Consider the following 5,699-nt stretch of genomic DNA (forward strand, 5'->3'; position numbering starts at 1 on the left):
CCTCGAACGGTGACTTGTCACCGGCGGAGCATGAGAAATTAGCCAATTAATGTGTCCGGTTTTGTTGACCAGAACAGAGATCAAAACGCGACATATCGATTTAAGCCATAGGGTTATGCTAATAATTCATTTTAGCCATATCCATACGCAGCATACACTCCTGCTATTAAGGAGAAACTCATGTTGCGCAATTATCTGACTCTGGGGGCCATCGGCCTGATCTGGGGTTCACAGTTTGTTTTTCAGGAACGGGCACTGGACGACCTGCCACCCGTTATCGTCAGTACCGGCCGTGCACTGATAGGCGCGCTGTTTATTATTCTGCTGTGCCGCCTGCTGGGTCTGAAAGGCCGGCCGCTGCACTCCTGGAAGACCTATCATCTGGTCGGCTTCCTCGAAGCCACCCTGCCGTTTTTCTCCCTCGCCTGGGGACAGCAGTTTCTGACCACCGCCGAGACCTCCATTCTGATGGGCGCCGCGCCCTTCTTCGCCATTATGCTCAGCCCGCTGATTGTGGCTGGCGCCCGAATTCACGTCACCGGCCTGCTATCGGTACTGCTCGGCTTTGCCGGCCTGCTGGTGCTGTTCGCGCCGGATATTATGCGCGGGCTGGATATCGGTCTGGCTGGCGGGCTGGCAGTGCTGGTATCTGCCGCCAGTTTCGCCATCGCCGTGCTGATGCTGAAACGCCTGAGCCATGAACACCCGCTGCTGCTGGCACGTAATATTATCTCCGCCGCCTGCCTGCAGCTGCTGTTGCTGAGCGCCGTGGTGCTGCCATTCAGCGACCAGCCCGTGCACTGGAGCGCGGCCGCGGCCGGTTCCGTGATTTATATCGGTGCCACCGCCTCCGGCCTGGCCTACTTCCTCTACGCCGCCCTCACCCGCGCTGCCGGCCCCGTGTTTGCCTCGCTGTCGAATTATCTGGTGCCGCTGGTCGGAGTGGTGATGGCCACCGCCTTTAACCATGAAAATATCACTTTCACCACCTGGGTGGCGCTGTTCACCATTATGGCTGCCATCGGTATCAACCAGATCGGCAACCGGCCGCAGACTGAAGCGGGTAAAGCTGAATAACACGCGCCATTCATCACCCTGCTGGCGGGCGGCGCAGAAGGCTGCGGCATTCCGCCAGAAGATACCATCGGCAGGTATTCTTATGGATGCCCAGATACCGGACTTTCCGGTAGTTAAATTGACCATTTATTGTGGCAAAGCGGTGGTCCACTGTGGCTCAGATTCCGGACATAACATATTCCATTCTGGGCTACCGGAGACCCCCACGGGTTTACCAAAGCCGCACCATGACCGGCTGATTTTATTCCCCCTCCACCCTCTCAGACACATTCGGCCATACCGAAGATTTGCGCTTGGCTTGAATCTTTGAACAGCAGCTGATTCTTTATAAATAACAGCCGATTAGCCATTTGGGGCGGCGTGTGAGTCGCCGTAATACGCAAAATCTGTGCTTTCTCGTCGGTTATGTCCTTGTGATGGCTGTCTGGGTAATTCCTGGGTAATTCCCAATAATGACTGTCTGGATAATTCTATGTTGGACAAATGCTATCCCAGCTGGTCGCATACGTGACAGGTGCTCCCAGGATCAATCGTCATGCTCCAGAGTTATGACGACATTTCCCTTTTTGTGTCCGGTGTCGACGTAGCGGTGAGCCTCGGCGATCTGCTCGAACGGATAGCGCCGATCGATGACCGGTTTGAATTCTCCTGCTTCAGCCAGACCCGCAAGAAAACGCAAATCTTCCGCGCGCCCAGCCGCTGATCCAGCAATAACTTTCTTGCTGCTCGTCATCGATACCCATGGAATCCGGAGCATGTCTGGTAGCCCACCTAAAACCATAAGAAGGCGCCCTCTTTCCTTCAACGAAGCTTTGCTACGGGAGAACGGGGCAGTGCCGACGATATCGATAATGACGTCATAGGTTTCACCATTCTGCGTGAAGTCCTCTTTGGTGTAGTCGATGACATGACTGGCACCCAGTGATCTCACCAATTCCACATTCGCGGTACTACACACTCCGGTCACATCAGCCCCAAAGTGTTTGGCAAGCTGCACCGCCGCTGTGCCTACCCCTCCGGAAGCTCCATTAACGAGTACTTTTTCCCCGCTCTGAAATTTTCCTCTTCTGAAAAAATCCAACGCAGTTGTTCCGCCAAAAGATAGTGCAGCTGCTGCTTCGTAGGTCAGATTGGCTGGCTTTAATGCCATCGCCCCATCTTCCGGCATGCATTTGTACTCTGCATGACAACCCATAACGGCATCGCTGAACGCAAAAACATGGTCACCGACCTTGAATTTCCTTACATTCTTGCCGACCGACTCAACTATCCCGGCCAGCTCTGTCCCGAGTATGGGCTGCCTTGGCTTTGTGACTCCAAATACCAACCGCGTGATGAACCCAAAGCCAGCTGGCACATTGAGACTTCGTACCCTCCAATCCCCGGAGGTGACCGTTGTCGCATGTGTTTTTATCAGGACTTCATTATCCTTGGGCGCGGGCTTATCGATCTCCTTCAATTGAAGAACCTCGGGCGGCCCATATTTTTCATACACAACTGCTTTCATACGTTATTGCCCTCAAAGGTTGCTTTGATCCGCAGTTTTTCACGTTGTCCAACGAGCCTGCAAAAAACCTCAACCCAAAAAATTGATCATTTTTTATACTGAAAATAGCAACTTTACGTGAACCCTGGAGCACTTGTCATCACCAGAAAGTCCAGAATTTACGTAGATGTGTGGAAAATTCTCAAACCTGAGACCTGTTAGTTTTTCTACATCCTGAACGCCCACCAACAGCTCGCCATTTTGGTCGTTTTATAAGGTCAAGCACGCTGGCAACATCTAAGTGCGTTGCTTCACACAAAATCCTATACAAATGTGTCAACTATTTAAGTTCATCTTCTGTGAGCTCAGATCACGTTTGCTGAATTGTAGGGTCGGTTATGTATAATGATGGCTGTCTGGATAATTGCACCATGACCGGCTGATTTTATTCCCCCTCCCCTCTCAGACACATTCGGCCATACCGAAGATTTGCGCTTGGCTTGAATCTTTGAACAGCAGTTGATTCTTTATAAATAACAGCCGATTAGCCATTTTGGCGGCGTGTGAGTCGCCGTAATACGTAGAAGAGGATCAGTGCTTTCTCGTCGGTTATGTCCCAGTGATGGCTGTCTGGATAATTGATGCCAATGATGGCTGTCTGGATAATTAATGGTCTGGATAATTAGGAACGAATTTGAGCGGTTTGTTAGGCGCTCTCATGACCAAGACCAATACGGTGCCAAGCTTCTTTGAATTGCGGCTGATCGTATGATGTAGGTTGCAACCAGTAAGATACGCGCCCGTCTTTTTCACTACGATGGGCCAATGACTTTACTTCATCTGGGAGCAGCACGAATACATTTGGCACTTTTGAAACATTATTTACCACAAGCCAGAAATCACCCATTACTTTATCAAGAGAATTTCCAAGTGGCACAGGATTACGTTTTGAAAGCGCTTTGACTTGGACACCGATAAAATCAGTGCCTTCTTTGTTGTAGGCTATTATGTCAATGCCTCGTGCATTTCTTGCTGTAGGCATCACATTCCAGCCCATACAAGAAAGCTTGTAACAGGCGTAGTACATACCAATATTGCCGGTTACTTGAGTTTCTAATTTCACGCTGAATTCCTTGTACGCCTAACGCGCGCTCTGCGGAAATTTAGGAGCGCCAGCGAGTAAATTTTCCGTAGCAGCGCCTTGTTATGCATCTTCAAGGTTCACTCCGAACTTCTTGACCCTTCTTTTATTGATTTCGCTCTCAGATGCAATTTTTCGTAATGCCTCTGTAGCTCTATTGGCAATTTCTTTCTGTTGATCACTCGCATTTCCAAATTGACCAAATTTCAAACATGTAGTCACAAAGGATGAAAGATGTCGACCAACCTCGGTTTTAAATAAATGGTAGTAATCGTCGATAGGTGTGTTTGCTAACACCACTTCGTCGCTTTGGTTCCATCCATTCTGGCCAGCTATCCTGTCTAGAACTTCTTTCGCTGTCTCGGTAGTAACAGACTGATTATAAGTATCGTTAAATTTATCAATAATCTCTTGATCTCTAATATCACCAAAGACGTTATTCTTCTTCATGTTAAAGAGTTCAGTTTCGTCTTTTCTACTTTCTATGTAGATATCAATGATTTCAGTGGCTTTATCCTCTTCACCTAATTCCCGAAACAATGAGACAGTGCCATTCAAGTTTAGAGGTGTTATATATTTACAGTTTTCCTTAAAGCTTTCATACAACCCACTAATAACCTCATCGCCATTATCATTAAAAGTATCATGATAAAGCCTCCAAGCTTCCGAGAAAGACCCCTCGGATTTAGATGCGACTACTTCTTGGTTTTTGTTAGATGCTTTTTCTTTGAAATCTTCTTCTACGAAATAACCAGTTTTGACAGCTTCTGCTAACAATAAATCTAGCTCGTCAGTAAGCCGATAACCATATGCTTGTAGTGCAGTTTGCCACTTCTTATGCTGTTCACTGACTTCTTCATCACCTATACCAAGAAGCGTATAGCCCTTACTAGTTATAAATTCTAAAGTTGGTATCTCTTCATTTGAATTTGAGCAGAAATAACTCCATGCATAAAGTACTAGCGAGTGCATGACTTGATCTTTTATTTCCGGCTCAAACTCTTCTGTGAGAGGTAAAGATAAAGTAACGAGTCGCTCGATTTTCTTCAGTATACGAATATTTCGAATGCCGAGGCTCGTAGTTAACTCTCTTAGCCTGGAATAATTGGGGTTTTCGTCAGAGTAAGCTATTGAGGTGCACTCTTCTGGGTCTGGTGTAAAAGCAAGTTCAATATCAATTACCTTTTCACGGTATTTCTCATAATCTTCGAGACCATCCTCTCCATCATTGAGCAGCAACACTATCTTACATTTCTTTTGCTCTTTTAGTAGTGATACCAACCCTAGTACATCCTTTATTTCTAGGCCTTTTCCTTTTCTTTCTAAGTCATCTATGCAGATAAGGGTGTTATTTAATGACAAGAAAGAAATTGTCTCTATTGCAGGACTGAATGATTTAACTATTGGAGCACCTTTTAATAAATTAAGAGATTGCCGCCCGAATGATTCAATTAGGCTCGAAGTATTATTATTGAAAGTCTCAATACTTGCTTCAGTTCCTATAATTTCTCTCTTAATGACATTTTCAAAAATTGAATATTTAAAAGCTTCCAAAGAGTTGATACCAAAAAGGGAGACATAAGAGTAGCGATCAAGGTGTATTTTATCTTTAGAGCTTGCTTCTATAAGAAACTTCTTCCAGCTAAATGTCTTCCCAACTCCCCACTCACCTTTAATAGCCATAACCTCAGGTTCATCTGAGGATAAGAACTGAAAGATTTGATCTTTGATGACTTCTACCGACATTGATATTCCTTCAAAAATGCATAACAGTTTATTAGTGCGCATGCGCGGTTTCTGGGCAAGTCGGTTTCTGGGAAATCACCGTAACTACTTGAATGATAGGAAATAAAATCCATTTCCAGATCAGTCCATTCTGTGAAAGCGAGCATGCGCATTAACTCCTTTGTGCCTTGTGCTGTTCTGGTCAACAAAACCGGACACATTAATTGGCTAATTTCTCATGCTCCGCCGGTGACAAGTCACCGTTCGAGG

4 protein-coding genes are annotated in these 5,699 nt (G+C 46.5%); 1 reads left to right on the forward strand and 3 read right to left on the reverse strand.

All coding sequences use genetic code 11. The annotated features are described in order from the left end of the window. The first annotated feature begins 180 nt into the window (after positions 1-180). On the forward strand, positions 181-1,077 hold the full coding sequence (locus tag Q8W24_RS16570) for a DMT family transporter (RefSeq protein WP_305475995.1): 897 nt from the start codon (positions 181-183) through the stop codon (positions 1,075-1,077). 526 nt (positions 1,078-1,603) lie between these two features. Here Q8W24_RS16570 and Q8W24_RS16575 read toward each other — a convergent pair. From Q8W24_RS16575 to Q8W24_RS16585, 3 genes are all read right to left on the reverse strand, one after another. Then, positions 1,604-2,584, reverse strand: coding sequence for an NAD(P)-dependent alcohol dehydrogenase (locus Q8W24_RS16575; protein ID WP_305475996.1), 981 nt, complete (start codon positions 2,582-2,584; stop codon positions 1,604-1,606). A 685-nt stretch (positions 2,585-3,269) separates the two neighbouring features. After that, entirely contained in the window at positions 3,270-3,686 is a 417-nt protein-coding gene (locus tag Q8W24_RS16580) for a hypothetical protein (RefSeq protein ID WP_305475997.1), read from the reverse strand. Between the two features lie 81 nt (positions 3,687-3,767). Then, the gene (locus Q8W24_RS16585; protein WP_305475999.1) at positions 3,768-5,450 is read right to left on the reverse strand and encodes a hypothetical protein; all 1,683 of its coding nucleotides are present in this window, start codon (positions 5,448-5,450) and stop codon (positions 3,768-3,770) included. Positions 5,451-5,699: the final 249 nt, after the last annotated feature.

It is taken from the genome of Oceanobacter sp. 4_MG-2023 (genome assembly GCF_030689165.1).
GTDB lineage: Bacteria > Pseudomonadota > Gammaproteobacteria > Pseudomonadales > Oceanobacteraceae > Oceanobacter.